Source organism: Halobacillus litoralis, from assembly GCF_009856445.1.
Taxonomy (GTDB): domain Bacteria; phylum Bacillota; class Bacilli; order Bacillales; family Halobacillaceae; genus Halobacillus; species Halobacillus litoralis.
On record NZ_WMFA01000013.1, the window covers coordinates 13160 to 31340 of the forward strand.

The 18181-nt window shown below is 44.2% G+C and carries 21 protein-coding genes; 5 read left to right on the plus strand and 16 right to left on the minus strand.

Translation table 11 applies throughout. The features are described from left to right. Positions 1–43: 43 nt before the first annotated feature. On the minus strand, positions 44–610 hold the full coding sequence (locus tag GLW00_RS18400; RefSeq protein ID WP_160916537.1) for a nucleotidyltransferase domain-containing protein: 567 nt from the start codon (positions 608–610) through the stop codon (positions 44–46). 125 nt (positions 611–735) lie between these two features. Here GLW00_RS18400 and GLW00_RS18405 point away from each other — a divergent pair, with 125 nt between their 5' ends. Both GLW00_RS18405 and GLW00_RS18410 read left to right on the plus strand, forming a co-directional pair. After that, entirely contained in the window at positions 736–1287 is a 552-nt protein-coding gene (locus tag GLW00_RS18405; protein WP_160916539.1) for a GNAT family N-acetyltransferase, read from the plus strand. 90 nt (positions 1288–1377) lie between these two features. Continuing rightward, on the plus strand, positions 1378–2886 hold the full coding sequence (locus tag GLW00_RS18410; RefSeq protein WP_160916541.1) for a BCCT family transporter: 1509 nt from the start codon (positions 1378–1380) through the stop codon (positions 2884–2886). 60 nt (positions 2887–2946) lie between these two features. Here the strand turns inward: GLW00_RS18410 and GLW00_RS20835 are convergent, their stop codons facing one another. The 6 genes from GLW00_RS20835 to GLW00_RS18435 all read right to left on the minus strand — a co-directional run bounded on the left by GLW00_RS20835 (position 2947) and on the right by GLW00_RS18435 (position 6367). Continuing rightward, positions 2947–3078 carry a hypothetical protein gene (locus GLW00_RS20835; protein WP_272482827.1) on the minus strand — a complete coding sequence of 44 codons (132 nt, stop codon included), beginning with the start codon at positions 3076–3078 and terminating at the stop codon, positions 2947–2949. A 22-nt stretch (positions 3079–3100) separates the two neighbouring features. Beyond that, a complete protein-coding gene (locus GLW00_RS18415) occupies positions 3101–4117 on the minus strand; it encodes an AimR family lysis-lysogeny pheromone receptor (protein WP_160916543.1) in 1017 nt (338 codons plus the stop codon). Positions 4118–4444: 327 nt separating this feature from the next. Next, positions 4445–5056 (minus strand): metal-dependent hydrolase, encoded by a 612-nt coding sequence (locus tag GLW00_RS18420; protein WP_160916545.1) that lies wholly within the window; start codon positions 5054–5056, stop codon positions 4445–4447. A gap of 106 nt (positions 5057–5162) precedes the next feature. After that, positions 5163–5447: an iron-sulfur cluster assembly accessory protein gene (locus GLW00_RS18425; RefSeq protein WP_160916547.1), complete on the minus strand. Its 285-nt coding sequence runs from the start codon at positions 5445–5447 to the stop codon at positions 5163–5165. A gap of 148 nt (positions 5448–5595) precedes the next feature. Next, a complete protein-coding gene (locus tag GLW00_RS18430; RefSeq protein WP_160916549.1) occupies positions 5596–6012 on the minus strand; it encodes an organic hydroperoxide resistance protein in 417 nt (138 codons plus the stop codon). A 73-nt stretch (positions 6013–6085) separates the two neighbouring features. Further along, entirely contained in the window at positions 6086–6367 is a 282-nt protein-coding gene (locus GLW00_RS18435; protein WP_160916551.1) for a YkvA family protein, read from the minus strand. A gap of 316 nt (positions 6368–6683) precedes the next feature. On the opposite strand from GLW00_RS18435, the gene GLW00_RS18440 reads away from it, so the two are divergent. Further along, the gene (locus tag GLW00_RS18440) at positions 6684–7235 is read left to right on the plus strand and encodes an NADPH-dependent FMN reductase (protein WP_160916552.1); all 552 of its coding nucleotides are present in this window, start codon (positions 6684–6686) and stop codon (positions 7233–7235) included. 85 nt (positions 7236–7320) lie between these two features. Here the strand turns inward: GLW00_RS18440 and GLW00_RS18445 are convergent, their stop codons facing one another. Next, positions 7321–7989 carry a lytic transglycosylase domain-containing protein gene (locus GLW00_RS18445; RefSeq protein WP_439108905.1) on the minus strand — a complete coding sequence of 223 codons (669 nt, stop codon included), beginning with the start codon at positions 7987–7989 and terminating at the stop codon, positions 7321–7323. Between the two features lie 1066 nt (positions 7990–9055). Between GLW00_RS18445 and GLW00_RS18450 the strand changes: the two genes are divergently transcribed. Continuing rightward, positions 9056–9247, plus strand: a complete 192-nt coding sequence (locus GLW00_RS18450) for a hypothetical protein (RefSeq protein WP_160916554.1) — start codon at positions 9056–9058, stop codon at positions 9245–9247. 61 nt (positions 9248–9308) lie between these two features. Here the strand turns inward: GLW00_RS18450 and GLW00_RS18455 are convergent, their stop codons facing one another. From GLW00_RS18455 to GLW00_RS18485, 7 genes are all read right to left on the minus strand, one after another. After that, positions 9309–9752 (minus strand): YueI family protein, encoded by a 444-nt coding sequence (locus GLW00_RS18455; protein ID WP_160916556.1) that lies wholly within the window; start codon positions 9750–9752, stop codon positions 9309–9311. Between the two features lie 63 nt (positions 9753–9815). Continuing rightward, a complete protein-coding gene (locus GLW00_RS18460) occupies positions 9816–10697 on the minus strand; it encodes a diacylglycerol/lipid kinase family protein (RefSeq protein ID WP_160916558.1) in 882 nt (293 codons plus the stop codon). A gap of 26 nt (positions 10698–10723) precedes the next feature. Beyond that, positions 10724–11182, minus strand: coding sequence for a GNAT family N-acetyltransferase (locus GLW00_RS18465; RefSeq protein ID WP_160916560.1), 459 nt, complete (start codon positions 11180–11182; stop codon positions 10724–10726). Between the two features lie 14 nt (positions 11183–11196). Next, positions 11197–11472 carry a GNAT family N-acetyltransferase gene (locus GLW00_RS18470; protein ID WP_160916562.1) on the minus strand — a complete coding sequence of 92 codons (276 nt, stop codon included), beginning with the start codon at positions 11470–11472 and terminating at the stop codon, positions 11197–11199. 205 nt (positions 11473–11677) lie between these two features. Continuing rightward, a complete protein-coding gene (locus GLW00_RS18475) occupies positions 11678–13120 on the minus strand; it encodes a carbon starvation CstA family protein (protein WP_160916564.1) in 1443 nt (480 codons plus the stop codon). Between the two features lie 142 nt (positions 13121–13262). Then, entirely contained in the window at positions 13263–13991 is a 729-nt protein-coding gene (locus tag GLW00_RS18480) for a LytR/AlgR family response regulator transcription factor (RefSeq protein WP_160916566.1), read from the minus strand. Next, positions 13988–15733 carry a sensor histidine kinase gene (locus tag GLW00_RS18485; protein WP_160916568.1) on the minus strand — a complete coding sequence of 582 codons (1746 nt, stop codon included), beginning with the start codon at positions 15731–15733 and terminating at the stop codon, positions 13988–13990. The genes GLW00_RS18480 and GLW00_RS18485 overlap by 4 nt, the downstream gene beginning before the upstream one ends. A 406-nt stretch (positions 15734–16139) precedes the next feature. On the opposite strand from GLW00_RS18485, the gene GLW00_RS18490 reads away from it, so the two are divergent. Continuing rightward, on the plus strand, positions 16140–16922 hold the full coding sequence (locus GLW00_RS18490) for a carbon-nitrogen family hydrolase (protein WP_160916570.1): 783 nt from the start codon (positions 16140–16142) through the stop codon (positions 16920–16922). A gap of 104 nt (positions 16923–17026) precedes the next feature. On the opposite strand, the gene GLW00_RS18495 is transcribed toward GLW00_RS18490, so the two are convergent. Beyond that, the gene (locus tag GLW00_RS18495) at positions 17027–18118 is read right to left on the minus strand and encodes a nitric oxide synthase oxygenase (protein WP_160916572.1); all 1092 of its coding nucleotides are present in this window, start codon (positions 18116–18118) and stop codon (positions 17027–17029) included. Positions 18119–18181 lie beyond the last annotated feature (63 nt).

The following is an 18181-nucleotide window of genomic DNA, read 5'->3' on the forward strand; positions in this document are numbered from 1 at the left end:
GGGTGTCTTCTGGGCTTTATCCATTTATAAGTTTTTTGCGTGATTAATAGAGTAAAGCTTCCAGCCACGGATGTTCTGGCTGATGATGCATCAGTGCCTGCTTCAACCACTCTTTCTGATGTTCATTCAAGTATGGGAAGACATGGACGAAGTCCTGTTCATCTTTCTCTGTTGTATGAGTGGATTTATAGAGGAGCACGATCTCTGGGTTCAAGTACGCATACCCTTGTTCTGATTGCAGTTGCATACGGCTGGTTTCAAAGGTGATGGAAGGATCTCTTCTGAACTGCCAGCGACGCCTGTTCTGTTCATTGAGAAGAATTTCAAAATGATGACCCTCCTGAGAAGAGGCATGGATTTCATGGACAGGGAGTGTAAGGTTTTCCCCTTCCCAGCGCTTGAGTTCCTTCTCTTCAACGATATGCAAATCCCACGTTTTCAATGTTTTGTATAATGCTTGTTGATCTTCACGGAAAATGGCGACTTCTACATCTTCGTGATGTCTCGTTTCTTCACCGATATGAAGATCAATAGCCCATCCCCCTGCAAACATCCACTCTCCCTCAAATCCACTTAACCACTGGCGGACTTCTGTACATTTTTTAAACATGCGAAACCTCCTCTCTATCATTTTGCCCGAGTTTAAAATCGCTTATCCCAATCATTCTTCCACTCTTTCTTTTGGAAAAGTTTTCTTTTAGGATGGAAGATAGATCTTCACATGGGGGAATGGATATGCTGAAAGGAAATCTTGTTGAACTACGTCCTGTTTCAAAGGAGGACTTGAAACACTTGTTTAAGTGGGCGAATGATGAAGAAATAGCGAACCTTGCACACGGAAGTGGTTCCGCCTATCAAAATAACAATCCGCAGGAAGACATTGAAGCTTTTTATGAAAAGAACCTCACTGCACAACCGCTTTGGGAAACTGGCCGTGTGTTTATGGTCTATACAATCAGCACCAAAGCGCCTATAGGTAAATGCAGTTACAGCAGCCTTAATCCAGTGACAAGGGCTGCAGAAATCGGCTTAAGCATCGGGGAAAGAGAGTATTGGGGCCATGGATATGGCAGAGATATCATTCAAACATTGTTGAAACATCTCTTTCACACCTTGAACCTTGAACGGGTTCAACTGGATACATGGAGCGGCAATACACAAGCGCTGAGACTCTATGAAAAAACAGGTTTCCAGACAGAAGGGCGACTTAGGAAAAATGAATATGTGGATGGTGCCTATCATGACACCATCCTCATGGGGATGCTTCGCTCTGAATTCCAGGGTTGAATGTTTTTCGCAGGAAAATGTAGGGAATAAACAAATCGATCATCATATTCATGTTCATCTATAATCTATGATTCATGAAAGGAGTCCACGATGAAAGATCAACTCAAAAACCCTGTTTTCCTCATTTCTGCAACCGTCATCACTGTCCTCGTCATCGTAGGAGCCGTCAACCCTGAAGGCTTCGGTACTGTCGCTGGTACCTTATTCGAGTTTACTACGGTTAATTTCGGCTGGTTTTATCTCATCTCTGTCTTCGGCTTTGTCATTTTCCTAGCCGCTCTCGGACTAAGTAAATACGGAAAAATTAAGATCGGACCACAAGATTCAAAGCCTGAATTCCCTTTCTTCACGTGGATCGGCATGCTCTTCTCTGCCGGATTCGGTGTAGGACTCGTATTCTGGGGAGTCGCAGAACCGATGAGCCACTTCTTTGAAACGCCATTCTCAGATTTGGATGCCCAAACCGAAGATGCCGCACGTGTTGCCATGGGGTATTCTTTTTTCCACTGGGGAATTAACCAATGGTCCGTTTTCGCCATTGTGGGCCTGCTCATAGGCTTCCTGCAGTTCAGAAAAGATAAGAATGGTCTCGTATCGACAGCTCTTGAACCTGTGCTCGGGAAATCAAAGCCTGTGAAGTACACCATCGACTCATTAGCCGTTATCGCTACTGTTATGGGAATCGCCACGTCCCTTGGACTGGGAATCCTGCAAATGAACGGTGGTTTAAACGCGGTGTTCGGCATACCGAATAGTACATCGATCCAGCTTATCATAACAGGCGTACTGCTCGTCTTATACTTAACTTCATCCAGTACTGGATTAGAAAAAGGAATTAAATGGCTCAGTAACCTGAACCTGGCCCTTTGCTTGGTTTTACTTCTATTTGTTTTCTTTGCCGGCCCGACTGTCTTTATTTTAAATAGTTTCACCTTAGGGATCGGCGATTATATTTCCAACTTTGTGGGGTATAGTCTAAGGCTGACTCCTTATGAAGGGGGGAGCTGGCTCCGGGACTGGACCATATTCTATTGGGCATGGGTTATTGCTTGGTCTCCATTTGTGGGGGCTTTCGTTGCGCGCGTTTCACGGGGCCGTACGATCAGAGAGTTCATATTCGGTGTCCTTGTCGTACCACCTTTGATTGCATGTTTATGGATCGCGGTTTTCGGTGGAACGGCCTTGAACAGTGACTTGAATAATGGAACGAAGATTGCTGAAGCCGTCAACAATGATGTGACGGTGGCACTCTTTAAAGCCTATGAATATCTGCCTCTTACAGGTATTCTGTCTTTCTTGTCCATTCTACTAATTGCAACGTTCTTAATTACATCTGCAGACTCCGCCACGTATATTCTGGCGAGTATGACGACGAATGGCAGTTTAACCCCTGCCCTTGCTATTAAAGTAATTTGGGGTGTATTGATGGCAGCCATTGCTGGTGTGCTGTTGGTTGCCGGTGGACTGGATGCATTGCAGACGGCGTCCCTCGTGTCTGCTCTTCCGTTTACAGTGATTATCATCCTCTTCGTCTATGCTTTTACAAAGATGATACGAAAAGAGCCTCTACCGGAAAGACGCAAAAGAAAGAACGAATGAGCGAGAAAAAAGGTGTCATTCCAATAATTGGAGTGACACCTTTTCTGCTTTTTCATACTTTTAGACCTGTGGATCATCTATACTCCAATAACCTCCATCAATCGGATCTTGGGCAGTCTTACTATCCCCTATCCCCCATGACCCTGCGAGCGTCAGCAAAAGAACAACAAACAACCCGGCTAACCTTTTCATAGTAGAAAACCTCCATTTATTTTTATATTCTTTCTAAATAAGCGAGTGGCAGTTGAGCAAAAAAATAATCGCCCTGTTCCTGGATGAAACGGTGATAGGAATTCCTGAGCATCTCCCTGTCTCCTGTAGCCAGTCCCAGATAACTTTCTTGAAAAGGCGTGAGTGACGAAAAGGAATCCAGAATCTCCTGTGTCTTTTTATAATCCCCCCTAGCAAGAGCAAGGTGGGCCTGCTCTACTGGGTCTGTAGAGGTGATCCCTTCTGTTCTTTGATGGAAGGAGGATATGAAAGGAAGCGAGTGATTTTTCACCATTTGCAAAAACCGAAAATGCCCATCCTTTTCAGCGATTTCCATAGACTTTTGTAATGATTCCATAGAAGATTCATAGCCATTAAAGAGCTGGCATAATGCCAAATCATGGTGCATACGGCTCTTTCTTCGTGATGAAACTTCTGTGTTGATCATTTTATAGGCATAACGACTCGCAAGAATAGAGTTATTGGTCTTCCAGTAGTGATAGAAAAGGAGCTCTTGATAACGTTGGTTCAAATAATAGTACATCAAAGGTTCGTCTACCTGCTGAAGCGTCTGATCGCATTCATCCAAGTACTTATCCAAGGCTGTAAACACTTTTAAATCCTGATAAGAATAAACGAGGGTGAATAAATGCAGGCAACGTAACGATGGATGCGTGAATTGAAGATCTTTTAGTTCATCTAAATAATTCTTGTTATTATCTCTTTCATTCTGAGACAGAATCACCCGATATAAATGGCCCGCCTCTTTATTTATGTACGGAGAATCTGTAATGACAGAGAGCTCCTCAAAAAAATCATTCATATAAAAAAATTCCATGCAGACGATTTGTTCATCAATAGCAGAGGGGAAGTGGGAGAGGATATAGTCTTTCGTCTTCAAGACAGCATCTCTTCTAGGGTACTTCCTTAAGTAATCGAGGTAAACATCATATAAAGAGGAAGCGCGACCCATTTGGAGCTTTCGCAAGGGGCTTGGTTCAATTAGTTGGTATTCTGTCACAACGTTCGCCCTCCTTATCTATCTTTCCTCTATTTTATTGAATTTTCGAAAATATGTCCATAAATATTTAAAGATAATGAAATATTTATGGATTATATTTCCTTTTAATCAACAGTTCCTTTTCTTGAAGACTCAGCTTCGATATTTCTGTGTGATTCTAGGGGCTCCGGGAAAAGATTCGTCATGCCCATCGCCCCTTTACCGGGTAAGTTGCTCGAAACCACTTCTAAAATTTCGGCTCATATGATTGAGAGAAGTGGGCCACTCCGCAGCACATTAAAGCTTGATAAGGTTTGGATATAAAAAAGACACTACTTGAATGTAGTGTCAGAAAATGTTTGAGGTGAGGTACCATACGTTCCATAAAAGCAGGCTGTAGACAATGAGACGCTCACTATTGGAGCCTGTTCGAAAGGTGAAGATGAATTGTATGTGCTTCTTTGAAAAAGGATAAACCAACGGGATACCTTTTTTCGTTATGTAATCACCAAATAAATGCGAAACCACGCCTATGATCAATCCTCCGATATACATACGGGGGATGGAGAAGGCTTGTTCAAGGATAATACCGTAACCGATAAGTAAACCGACAAACAACACGGAATGGGTCATTTTTCTATGTCCGCGGATCATGATGAGGATGGGTAAAAGCAGCATGACGAAAATTTTCAGTTGTTCTCGATAGGTGTCCAAATACTCTGGTACAAACAAGTAACAGAGAAAGGCGACGGTAAAGACCGTCATAAGTCCTCGCCAAAACTTGTGGCCAAGGGTGGATGTTGGTGTGTCGATGTCCGGCAAAAGTGAGCCGAAAAGGACGAACACAAAAAATAAAACCGTTTGAAGAGGCTGTTCAGGCATCCACTCGAATGTAGGGAGTAAGGTCATGGCTCCCACCCCGAATGTGAAACCCACAACCTGGTGTCCTGATGCCATCATGGTGTGTAGCGATCCCCTCTTTTCTACTATATACGTTTCATTAGGAAGAACCCTGCACGTGGAACGTTTCCTAAAAAAATAAACCCACAAAACCGTGGGTATTGTTTCAACAGTCTTTTTCAGGAAGCCCAAGCATCTGAAACTTCGGCCCTTCCATGGTCTGTTTCCCTTCAATCGTCAAGGCTTCCGTCATATGGGCAATTCTACTGTCTATGGCTACAGGAATAGAGTTGATGTGATGAAGCTCATCATCCCCTTCCGGTTCACCAATCGTCATACCGATATCCGGTTCCCCACACCCGTAACCAGCAAAAAATAAGCGCAGGCATCCTGCATCTTCATCCTCTAAGATTTGATTTAACAAATCTCTCGCTTGGTCGGTGATCTTCATCGCCTTCACCCCTTCGACTATAAAATACCATAATTGCCAGCACTCCTGGTAATGATATGAATCGCATCTTATGCGCTGTAACTATTCTTCCCTTCCTTCAAATAAAAATCCCTGGTGGAGTTTCCACCAGGGATCAAGGGGTTATTTTTCATACAGCGCTCGCATTGATTTCAACGTCGATGTTCCCGCTCGTTGCTTTAGAGTAAGGGCATACTTTATGTGCTTCTTCAGCAAGTGATTCCGCTTCTTCCTGAGAAACGCCTTTGACTTTCACATTAAGGACAACGCCTACTTTAAAACCATTGTCTGCTTCATCTTTCATAAGGCTGACGTCAGCAGTGATTTCAGATTCGATGTCTTTCTTCTGTTTACTTGCAACCAGGTTCAATGCTCCATCGTAGCAAGCGGAATAACCAGCAGCAAACAATTGCTCTGGATTCGATCCTTTTTCATCACCTTCACCAGGCATGGAAAGGTTCAAATCAATTAAACCGTCATCTGACTTAACGTGGCCATTTCTTCCACCTTGTGCTGTTGCATGTGCGGTAAACATTACTTTACTCATTATCCATCACTCCTTGACTAATTATTGAATCTACTACAGTTACATTCCTCATCTTGCCGTTGATTAAACATTTCTATTCATCATAGACCCGGTACTCCTTTTGCAGATCCACAGGAGCCATCTTCACCATCCATTGCATGATGTAAGTAAAAACAGCAAGGTCATCGACAAGACCGAAGAATACGAGGAAGTCCGGGATGATGTCCCAAGGGAATAAAAGGTATGCCACTAAGAGTACAACGGAAAACCATTTCTTCCCGGCACTCACATCTTTTGATTTGAAAAATTGTACAAGAAACGGCACAGATTTTCTGACATTGAAAAGAAACTTAATTCTTCGCCATAAACGGATCATCAGCTTCCCTCCTCTCCTCTATTATAACCTTCTTATTCTGACAGGAAGCAAGCACAATCCTCACAATTGCTTAAATAAGACGTATACTTTACCATAAAAAGAAAAGAGACTATACCACATAATTGCAACCGTTACGGTGATTTACACCTACTCCACGTGTCGGAAAACGGTTGAATGCTGTGCCGCACTATAATTCAGAATTTCATAAGATATTCGGGCGTTCCAAACACATACTACCCTTAGCTACATAGCCCATTTTTTTAAGTTCTGCATAGGATATCATAGCTCAAAGAAAATTGAAGGGGAGAAAGTTGTCATGAAGATCCTACTATTGAACGGAACGATCGTCGGGAAAAAGACCCGGACGCTCCTTGATGAAATCGAAAAATATATACAACAGCTGCCAACGGAACACACCACCAAAGTCGTTGCCCTCGAGAATTACGAACTTCAATTCGTAGATGGCCGCCCAGCTGAAGAGTACAATGATGATATGAAAAGATTGATCCATGAAATCGAGGAAGCCGATGCTTATGTCATCGCTACGCCCGTTTTTCAAGGATCGATCCCAGGCACTTTAAAAAACGTGTTCGATGCCGTATCACCTCTGGCCATGCGTTATAAACCCGTGTCGATTGTCGCCAATGGGGGGACCTTGCAGCATCACCTCGTCGTAGAGAATCAATTGAAGCCAATCCTCAACTACTTCCGGTGCATGGTAACACCAAATTACGTGTACACACACACGAATCACTTTTCCACTCAAGGAGAGCTGATTGACGAAGACGTCCGCAACCGCTTAAAAGAAATGACCGTCGTTTTTGATCAATACATGCAGATGAGTCGGGAACTTGAACCAGATAAATAGTCACTGCTCGTTTTCAAAACTAAGACATTGTAAACCCATCTAGGATCAAAAAGCGCGGGGTCTTTGTTAAGACGCCCGCGCAATTTTATGCTCTTCCCATTATTTTAGTTATGTAATTCTGCGTTTCCCTGAAAGGGGGGACCCCCTCATACTTGTCTACATTGCCAGGACCAGCATTATAAGCAGCAAGTGCTAATTCAGTATCGCCCTCATAACGATCAAGCATCTGCTTCAAATACTTTGTCCCGCCCATCAAGTTCTGCTCCGGATCAAATGGATCTGTAACGCCAAGACCCTTTGCTGTTGCTGGCATCAGCTGCATTAACCCTTGAGCTCCTGCGTGACTGACTACACCAGCATCAAAGTTCGATTCAGCCTTCACCACAGACCGCACTAATTTTTCATCGACCCCATAGCGCGTGGATGCTTTCTTTATGAGCTGATCTAAATCTTCATTTCCACTGGTTACATTGGCAATGCCCATCCCTTCCTGGCTTTCCTTCACAGAAACGGGGGCCTGCTGTTCCATAAATGTATGAACGGGTGGTGAAAGACGCTTTGCTGAAGAAGGCTCACTCGCAAAAAATGACTGCTCCATCGCTGCATTCAGCAGACTTTGAAACGTCATGTCCTGCATCCCACCTGAAAAAGTGTCCGAGTTACGATTCCCTAACATAGACATGGCCTGCATTTGAATCATTAATTGGATTTTACTGACATCCATGTACTCCACTCCATATAGTTGATAGTTCAAGTGTACAAGATTCCTGCTTTTTCAACAATTATTCTTTTGAATATATTTTACAATTTACCAATAGTAGTCAAAACTTGAGAAAATTTTTTCTCTAAACCTCTATTCAGTTATCCTTTTTGAACGCTTTTTTCCCAAAGCAGCAACCAGGGAAAAGGTGATACAATAAAGAATAGCAAAAGAGATACTGAATCGTGCAGTGCGCGGTCGTGCTGGTTGTCCACGACGAAGCACATGGTTTATTTGTTCAATAGAATTCATTTCTTTCTAGAGTACTCTCTTTTGTCTCTTACGTCGAATCACCCTATTATTTTTCCCCGCCAGGAAAAATAACCTGTAGATTTCATGGTCTGTCTTCCTTCAATGAAAAGACATATACCATCGCCCCCTTTTGCCCATTCAAAAGGGGGCTTTTTTTATCCTCTTTTATAACACTAAAGCTCCCTTTTGTTGAAGACTCAGTTTCGAGATGTTTGTGTGATTCTAGGGGCTCCGGGAAAAGGTTCGCTTTCCCTCCGCCCCTTTACCTTATAAGTGTCTCGAAACTAATTCTAAAAGGGGTAGCATGAATGGTTGAGGGAAGTGGATGATTCGAACACCTGTATTCATTAGTAAGGTTCCAATTCACCCCCCCCTAGGCAGGCATATAGTGTGTTCTATCAAGCATTTGCGTATGCTAAACATCAACGAGGTAGAGTTTAAATCATTCACATCTCATATCCATACAAGCTCATTTTTAAGTAGTGGTTTCGAGAACCATACTTGGTTAAGGGGCGGAGGGGAATGGCGAGACTCCTGCGGGAAGAAAGTGCTTGGTGAGACCCCACAGGACGCAGTCCGAGGAAGCTCACCGCGCTCCCGCGGAAAGCGAGCTATTCCCCGCAGCCCCACCCACTCAATAAAAGTCTCGAAACTGAGTCTTCAAGAATCCTGCCAAATAGTTGGAGAATGACATAATATTAGACAAGATCCGCGCTCTGTGTGGACAAGCCGGCAAAATATTTTTTAAAAGTTAAATATTCCACGTTTGTACATCATATATTTGAAGTACAAAGGAGGTGGAATAAAGATGGACTTCAACAACCGTGTGTTTCTGTTCCTAGCTGCTCTACTTTCCGGGTATGCGCTTTACAGCATCGGTGAAACTTCCGGGAACTTTTTCGATCAATTCTTGTTCTACGCCGGCTACATTGCAATGATACTTTTTTCTTTTGCTATTATTATCGTAGGTCTGGCAAGATTCTTAAATCAGTACAAATAAAAAATGGCCTCTCTATTTGAAGGACGTGTAAAAAGGCTGCGGAGCATCCGCAGCCTTTCTTTTATTTAGATGGTTTAAAAAGAAATTTGAAAAAGCTTGTCCACCCGTTCTGGTCAGATGATTCTACGACTTCCTTTTCTTCTTCAACCCTGATATGCTCTTTTTCAACAGCGTAATCCAATGTGAGCACAGCCCCGAATTCAGAATGGGTTTCCTTATTCGAAACGATGGAGTGGTGAATATTATGCTCCTCGGCTAAATCCATGTAGGGAGATAAAAACCGATAGCTTACATCTCCGTTCAAAAGCAGTTCGGCATCCTGGTAGCTTTTCATGAGATCTACCAACTCTTCCTGCCCCTGCTCCCGCATCACCTGCCCCTTCGTCAGTGCGACCAGGACTCGTTCTCTTAACGTACCAAGGTATTGCTTTCTTTCCCCTGGTTTTGTTTGCCGACTTCCATAAATGCCTTCCTGCAAGTAATCTTCCATATCTGGTTTCTTCATAGATGCACCTCATTCACTCCTAGTATGGCACAGAAAAAAGGCTGTACACATGACAGCCTTTACCTATTTTACAACGACAGATATGTGAGATGGAAGGACAGACAACTCCACAGGCAGAGAATCGCCTTCTTCTCCATCGACGTTCGTCACCAGGTTTTCTTCCGAAATCACACGGATATGATCCGCTTTGAAGTATTCCACATCCCGCTCGTCTTTGAGTCCACCTCGAAGAATAGCAGAAACAATGGAAGCGAGACGAATCATATTTACTTTAGGTACGATATAGCCGTGGATTTTCCCATCATTCACTTTCGCTTCCGGGGATAATTTTTCGAATCCCCCGGCTGAATTCGTTAAAGCCGCCAGGAAAAGAAAAGATTCCCCTTCCCATGCCTTATCGTCATATTCGATCCGCATAGGATAGCTGCTGTTCTGGGTTAAGGTTTTCATCCCTTCCATCATATAAGCAAGCGGACCGAATTTCGTTTTTTGTTCGGGTGTCACTTCATAGGTCGCTTCAGCAAGGGCACCCGCTGCTACGATATTAACAAAATACTGGTCATTGAACTTTCCAATATCCACAGATTTGGTCTGATCAGAACGAAGGACATCGATTGCTTCTTCCACTTTCAGAGGAATATCAAGAGCCCTTGCAAAATCATTGACTGTGCCAAGTGGAATGATTCCCAAGCGCGGTCGATGGCTTTCGTCTACCATTCCATTGATTGTTTCATGGAGCGTACCATCTCCCCCCATGGAAACGACGAGATCGTACTCATCTCTGCAGGCATTTTGACAATACTTTGTGGCATCCAGTTCTTTCTCTGTTTGAGAAACTTCCACGTCATAATCTTTTTCCGATAAAATTTGCTCGATTTTTTCAACATGATCGACAGCCTCTTCTTTTCCTGAAGAAGGATTGACGATCAGCATAGCCTTTTTCATTCTCTATCTCCTCTCCAAAACATCCTTTATCTCTCTGGCTGGTATTCATAAAGGGTGCTGACTGAAGAAAAACCGATATGGCGGATGAATTCACTCACCCCATTCTGATGAGGGCGGAGACTTACCTGGATTGTTTTTGCTTCCTGCTGATACATCCAATCAACCAGTTCGTCACACAAGTCTGTGCCAATACCTTCACGTCTATAAAATTCATCCACAAATACTTCCCGGATATATCCATACACATCTGCTTCCCCATGGGACTCGATAATGCCAAGAACATACCCGATCATTCTTCCATTCATATCAGCAACCAACAGTTTCTGTTTCGGGTTTTTTGCTAGGAATTGATCGGCTGCCCAATACTTGCGGTTTCTCACTTCTTCATTGTTCAGCCTTTCTGAGCTGGTCACATGAAGAAAATCAATGCTGTATCTTGTAAAATGCATCAAATCCTTTTCTTCAGGTTCCCTTATTTTCACCATCAGAAACTCCCCCTCTACTCTTTTAACACCACTTGATATTCAGGTGTATGATCAATAACTTCCCGGGCGAAGGAGCAGACCGGGTCAATTTTTAATTTATGTTTACGTGCGTAGTTCACGGCATAATCGATCAATTCCCCGCCAAAACCTTGTTCACGTTCAGACGGCGCAACGAAAGTACTTGTAATGACCATTGTATTTTCATTTTCTTCAAATAGAAGCTGAGCCTTTGGGTCTTCTTCTTGTCCTATGAAAAAAGTTCCTTGTTTTTCTTGGATTTCTTGTCCCACAAAAATCTCTCCTTTCCCTATAAAGGATACCCTTTCATCCTTAAGAAAAACATTCCCTAACGAGTGCTTGGCGGACATAACGTATTCGACATCGTTATTTTAGGATTCGACATGATGAACAGAAATACTCCACATTCCGCCCTCTCCTTAAGGGCCCACAGACAAAAAAGAGCACCTACTTTCAAAAAGTAGGTGCTCTTTAACATTAAGCGGTTTGCTTCAGATCCTCTTCCAGAGGAATATCCTTCTTTAGTCCACGACGGGCGGCAATGATAAAGGCTGTGACCACCGCAACGGTACCAATGGCTGCAACAACGTAGGAAACATTCAAGGACAATCCGAATCCGATCGGTGCATTCAGGATGTAGGTGAATGTAGCCATTGTCATGAAGGTCGCAGGCACGGCCGCAACAAAGTAATTCTTACGGGACAGGAACAAGTACATCGCTCCTACCCACAGCGCAATGACGGCTGTTGATTGGTTTGCCCAGGAGAAATATCTCCAGAGTAACGTGAAATCAATTCGTGTCAAAGCAAAGGAAATGACGAACAATGGGAGGGCAATCCATACACGACTCATGATTTTCTTCTGAGGTACTTTAATATAGTCAGCAATAATCATACGGGCGCTTCGGAATGCTGTATCTCCGGATGTGATTGGCAGAACGATGACACCAAGCACGGCCAGAGTACCACCGACAGCGCCAAGCATAGCGATGGAAACTTCACTCACAACGGCTGCTGGTCCACCACTTGCAAGAATTTCATTCAGTCCTGCTGAACCGTTGAACAAGCTCATGGCTGCCGCTGCCCAGATCATGGCTATGATCCCTTCAGCAATCATCATGCCGTAGAAAATGCGACGCCCTTGTTTTTCTTTTTGTGTCGTTCTTGAGATAATCGGGGTCTGTGTCGCATGAAAGCCTGAGAGAGCACCACAAGAAATCGTCAGGAACAACAATGGGAAAATCGGTGCGTTATCCGGATGCATATTGGTTAAAGTCAATTCCGGGATGGGTGCACCTGTGACGACAAGTGATACACCGACTCCAATAGCGCTGATGAGTAGAAGAGCACCAAAAACCGGGTAAAAACGTCCGATGATCTTATCAATGGGAAGCATTGTCGCTAACAAATAGTAAGCAAAAATCACAACCAGAATAACCGGAAGAGCGAGCCAGCTGCTCGTCATATTGTGTAATAAATCTGCAGGTGCTGTAACGAATACCGTTCCTACAAGGACAAGTAAAAGAATGGCAAACGCGTTGACTACGTGCTTCATGACTTTTCCTAAAAACTTCCCTGCAAGCTCAGGCAGGTGGGCACCACGGTTACGGATGGAAATCATCCCTGTCAAATAATCGTGCACCGCTCCGGCAAAAATGGCACCAAACACAATCCACAGGAAAGCGACTGGTCCATATAAAGCCCCGAGAATAGGACCGAAAATGGGACCTACACCCGCGATGTTCAAGAGCTGAATTAAAGCATTTCTTTTTTCTCCCATTGGCAGGTAATCGACACCATCACCATGAGAATAAGCAGGCGTTTCACGTCCTGTGTTTACGCCGAACATTTTTTCAACATATTTACCGTACGTTAGATAACCGATAATTAAAAGTGCAATACTCACTAGAAAAGTAATCATTGTATATCCTCCTTTTCGCGCGTTTCTGTAATCGCTTACAAAAAATATATCAAGAGAACGCTTCCAAAAGTGAGTTTTTTGACTAACATGTCAGGATTAATGCCCAAGATGTCGTAAATGTAGAATGAAAGACAGCGTCAGATTACAACTCCAGCTTCTTTCTTAATTCCTTTACATAGTTACGGCTGACAGAAAGTTTTTCCTTTGTGTGCTGCAATTCCAACTGGTAGGCTCCATTGAACCACGGAGTTAACCGATGTACATAATCCAGGTTCACAAGATAACTTTTATGAATCCGGAAGAAAGAGAAGCCTTGCAGCCTCTTCTCCACATCTTTAAGCGCATCTTTCGTTTCATAGACTTTTTGTTTCCCGACGATCTTCGTCATTCGATCCTCCCGGTAGACGTACATAATTTCTGAGGGATCGAGGTATTCGATCGTTTCTTCCACCTCAACGGCCAACTTGGAAGGAGCGTTGCCCACCTTCTCTTCCACCGGCTTCAATTTCTTCTCTATTCTTTCTAAAGTTTCACTCAACTGTTCCTCGTCAAAAGGTTTAAGCAAGTAATCGATAGCCTTCTGACGAAAGGCTTCGACAGCAAAATCCGGATAGGCGGTCGCAAACACAATCTCCGGCACCTTCTTGAGTTCCTGAACCGCCTTCGCTACTGCCATTCCATCCATCGTCGGCATTTCCACATCAAGAAAAAGAACATCCGGCTGAAGCTTTATCGTCTGCATGACGGCTTCATCTCCGGATCCTGCTTCACCTACGACTTCTATGCTTTCGTAAGGTTTTAGTAAAAAATTCAATTCTTCGCGACTAAAGCGCTCATCATCAACGATGAGAACCGTGATTTTCCCACTCATGACCCTGTCTCCTTTTCGTGAAGAGGGACCGTAAAGGCTATGGTGGTCCCCTGTCCTTGTTCACTCCTAATTTGCAGCTTCGCACTCTTTCCATGCATGTATTCTAATCGTTTGTTGACGTTATATAACCCGAATCCCGTCCCTCTTTCAGACGTGACCGATTGTTCTCCCAAAGTACGCAGCCTCATCGGTTCAATGCCTTTTCCGTTATCTGCTACGCTGATGTTTACGCTACCACCATCTTTACGAACACGAATCGTAATCTCCGCTCCCCCTTCCTGGTCTTTGATCCCATGCTTGATGCTGTTTTCGACCAGGGGTTGTAAGGTTAAAGGAGCGATACGAGCGGATAACGCTGTTTCATCAATATCATAGTGGACATGCAGGCGATCAACGAAACGCGTCTCTTCGATGAGAAGATAGGATTTTACATGTTTCAACTCTTCTTTTAAAGAGGTCCAGGTTTTGGTCGTTGCTCCCAGGTTTTGTCTGAAAAATTTGGAAAGCGCTATAAGAAGGGCTCTTGCCCGGTCAGGTTCCGTGCGGGTCAACGAAACGATGACGTTTAACGAATTGAACAAAAAGTGTGGATTCACTTGGGCCTGTAAGGCTTTTACTTCCGCTTCCCGTGCAAGTCCCTGTGCTTTTTCAGCATCCGCAAGCTCCAGCTGCTGGCTGAGGAGTGCACTTAATCCCTGGATCAATTCCAATAAAACATTGGAGATTTCTTTTTGTGACGATACATAAAACTTTAGCGTACCAACCACTTCCTGACGTTTCTTCAATGGAACGATGACCGCAGCCCCAAGAGGACAATCCGGCTGTTGACATTGAATCTCTTCATGTCTGACTACTACACGCTTCCCTGTTTCAATAACTTCACGAGTAGCGTCCGTTTGGATCGGCTCCCCCGCCTTATGGTGGTCATCAGCCTGTCCTACATGAGCAAGAATCCTTTGTTTATCAGTCATGGAGATTGCACTCACTTGAACTTCTCCATAAATTATCCGGCATGCCTTTTCTGCAGAATCCATCGTTAACCCTTTGCGCAGATGAGATACCGTCGACTCTGCCAACTTCAGCGCTTTTTGGGCCTGTATGGCTCCGACTTTCTCTTCTTCATGAAGAACATTGCGAATGATCAATAAGAACAAGGCGGAGCCAACACCATTGGCTACAATCATAGGTACTCCAATCTCCTGGACAAGGGCCCACGCACGAGGAAATGGATTGGAGATGAGGAGGATGATTCCCATCTGGACTGTTTCTGCAAGAGCACCAACAAATAATGCCGTCTTCAGTTTCAGAGGCTCCTCTTTTTTATGAAAGTAACCTGCAATGATTCCAGCTACCACTGCGGATATCCCGCAAGCGACCCCTGTAAACCCTCCGAGAGACAGACGATGCAGTCCAGCAATGACTCCCGCCCCTATACCGATCCGGTAACCTCCGAAAAGACCGGCTGCAACTATTCCGATCACTCTTGAGTTTGCCAGTGCTTCGGATTCGACAAGATTATAAACCCAGCGTCCATAATCAAGGGAACTCGTGTCATAGGTGATGCCTGTATATGTACCAATAATTCCGAACAACCCGAAAAACGCGATCGCCATGTACCGCTGACGTTGGTCCAGCGTCTTTTTATCAATCAACTCTCGGAAAAACCGGAAACGGGTAATAATGAAAGCGACCGTTACGATAATCCCGAGCCTTTCAAGCATCGGAAGAAACAACTCAAACATACTCCCACGTCCTTTTACTCTTTCTAGCAGATATGCTCCCTATTCTTGAAGAATCAGTTTCGAGATGTTTCGAGGTTCGTTGCCTGGTTTTCAAGAATCCTACTTGGTAAAGGGGTGGGAGGGGAATGGCGAGACTCCTGGGACAAAAGTGCTTGCCGCGCTCCCGCAGAAAGCAAGTTATTCCCCGCAGCCCCATCTACTTAACAAAGGTCTCGAAACCGAGTTTTCAAGAAACCTGTCATATCATTGAATAGCGGTTTATGTTTATTGTAGCATGGGCGGTCTGTTTCGATACACAGAATGAAGGCAGGAGATCAATTCTCACCATCCAGGCAAAATCCCTTACGAAAACATTAGGGAAACGTCAGAATTTTTTGATACACTAAGAAGAAAATGAGGTGATAGGATGACAACAAAAATAGCCATGATTCAAATGGACATCGTTTTCGGTGATCCTGAAGAGAACCGGAAACTTGCGCAAGAGAAAATAAAAGAAGCTGCTGCACAAGGAAGTGAGGTCATCTTGTTACCTGAGTTGTGGACGACAGGCTATGATCTTTCCCGCTTTGACGAAATAGCAGAAACGCTCGAAGGACCCACGCATGAGCTGTTGATGACTTTATCCAGGGAATATAAGATCACGATTGCCGGATCCATAGCTGAAGAAGAAAACGGGAAGTATTATAACACTTTCGTCGCCTACGATGCGGAAGGTAACCGGCTGGTCAATTACCGGAAAGCGCATTTGTTCCGTTTGATGAATGAAGAGAAGTTTTTAGAATCAGGAAATCAAAAAGGAAACTTCCAACTTGGAGATGTGCCGGTGGCCGGCGTCATTTGTTATGATATCCGTTTCCCTGAATGGATGAGAACTCACATGCTGAATGGTTCAAGAGGGCTGTTGGTCGTTGCGGAATGGCCTAAACCAAGGGTGGAGCATTGGCGCAATCTATTGATTAGCCGAGCCATTGAAAATCAATGCTTCGTCATCGCCTGCAACCGTGTAGGTGCGGATCAAAACAATGAGTTTGGAGGGCATTCCATTGTTGTAGACCCTTGGGGAAACATTTTAGCTGAAGGTGGTTTGGATGAAGAAATCGTGTATGCAGATGTTGACTTCACAGCTGTCGAAGCGATCCGCGAGCAGATTCCTATTTTCCAAGACCGGCGGCCGGACCTGTATGAATAAGCTCTTATTCGATTAACGGATGGATAATTATCATCTTGAATTGATATATTGCTCATTCAGTCTATAACTCACATAAATAAGAAAAGAAAAAAAATCCTTCCCAATCATTGGGAAGGATTTTTTTCATAGGCCGGTGTTTGATAGAAATAGTTTGGTGTGTCCATCCGGTTTTTATAGGCGGAATGGAAAATGTGAGTAGATGCCGGCGAGACGGGAGGGATAAGCCATGTCCAGTCACCCGTGACCTCACGTCCACATGAATGTTCTTTTTTCTCAAACTGATGGAACTGTTGAGCTGCGGTATGATGGTCAACAAGGGTTACCCCTTCGGATTGATAAGAAAACAGAACTGCCTGATTGAGCTCAATCAAGGCACGGTCCTTCCACAAGGATGAATTCCGCTTCGTATCCAGTCCCATGGATTCAGCTACAACAGGCAAAAGATCATACCGGAAATCATCGGCAAGATTGCGGGCCCCGATCTCTGTTTCCATATAAAAGCCATTGAACGGAGCAGCTGTATAATCGATGCCACCGATTTCAAGGCGCATATCTGAAATCACCGGCACTGCATACCAACGTAGTCCCAGGTCTTCAAACCATGCAAAATCCGGATGACGCAGCTGTACTTCTTTCACTTTTTCAGACGGGATCTCATACCACACGGGCTCCCGTCCATCCATTTGGATGACGAGAGGCAGCACATCAAAAGACGTGCCTTCTCCTCTCCATCCGAGTTTCTGACATTCCTTCGTAAACGCAATAGAAGCAGGGTCCCCTGTCACCCTGCCGTTTTCTTCATACCCGGCGTAACGAATCAATTGGTGATTCCAAAGACGCACGACATGTTCCGAAGTCCTGGGTTTAAAAATAGTAATTGTCGAGCGGATGCGTCCCCCATTTGTCGCGTAATCCAGGTGGTTGAGTAGTGCATCACGCATGCCCTCTTCTGTATCGACATCTCTTGCATCAAAGACCTTCAAACTGCTCCAAAAAAGACGTCCGATGCAGCGGTTACTGTTCCTCCAGGCGACTTTTGATCCATATTCAAGCTCACCATAGGTGTGCGTATAGCTTCCCGTCTCACTAATTTCCCGCTGGATTTCCTTCAATCTCTCATCTGTATCACAAAGCTGTTGCTCCTGATAGTATTGGCAAATGAATGCTTCCGCCTTTTTATATAAATCTGTATTCACAGCATGAATCCTCCTGTATGGTGCTTCATTCCTATCCTACCATACATGAAGAACTTCCTACAC